The 316-nt window shown below is 51.3% G+C and carries 1 rRNA gene; it reads right to left on the bottom strand.

Features of this window, described 5'->3' with window-relative positions:
* Window positions 1-290: ribosomal RNA gene (locus AC2A1N_RS13840) — 23S ribosomal RNA — on the bottom strand; the annotation flags it as partial.
* Window positions 291-316 lie beyond the last annotated feature (26 nt).

Raw genomic sequence — 316 nt, 5'->3', positions numbered from 1 at the left:
GTTTTCCTAGAACCAAATCAGCTTAAGGGCTAGTCCGCGTTCGCTCGTCGCTACTTACGGAATCTCGGTTGATTTCTTTTCCTCTGGTTACTTAGATATTTCAGTTCACCAGGTTCGCTTCCAGCAGCTATGTATTCACTGCAGGATACCCGCAAGCGGGTGGGTTTCCCCATTCGGACATTACCGGATCAAAGCTTGTTGCCAGCTCCCCGATACTTTTCGCAGGCTGCCACGTCCTTCATCGCCTCTGACCGCCAAGGCATCCACCGTGTGCGCTTATTCGCTTGACCATATAACCGCAAGTTGCCTTGGGTTA

This window comes from Stenotrophomonas maltophilia group sp. SKK55 (genome assembly GCF_057179845.1).
The sequence above is the reverse complement of the archived record's forward strand: the minus strand, read 5'-3'. Positions and strand labels throughout refer to the sequence as shown.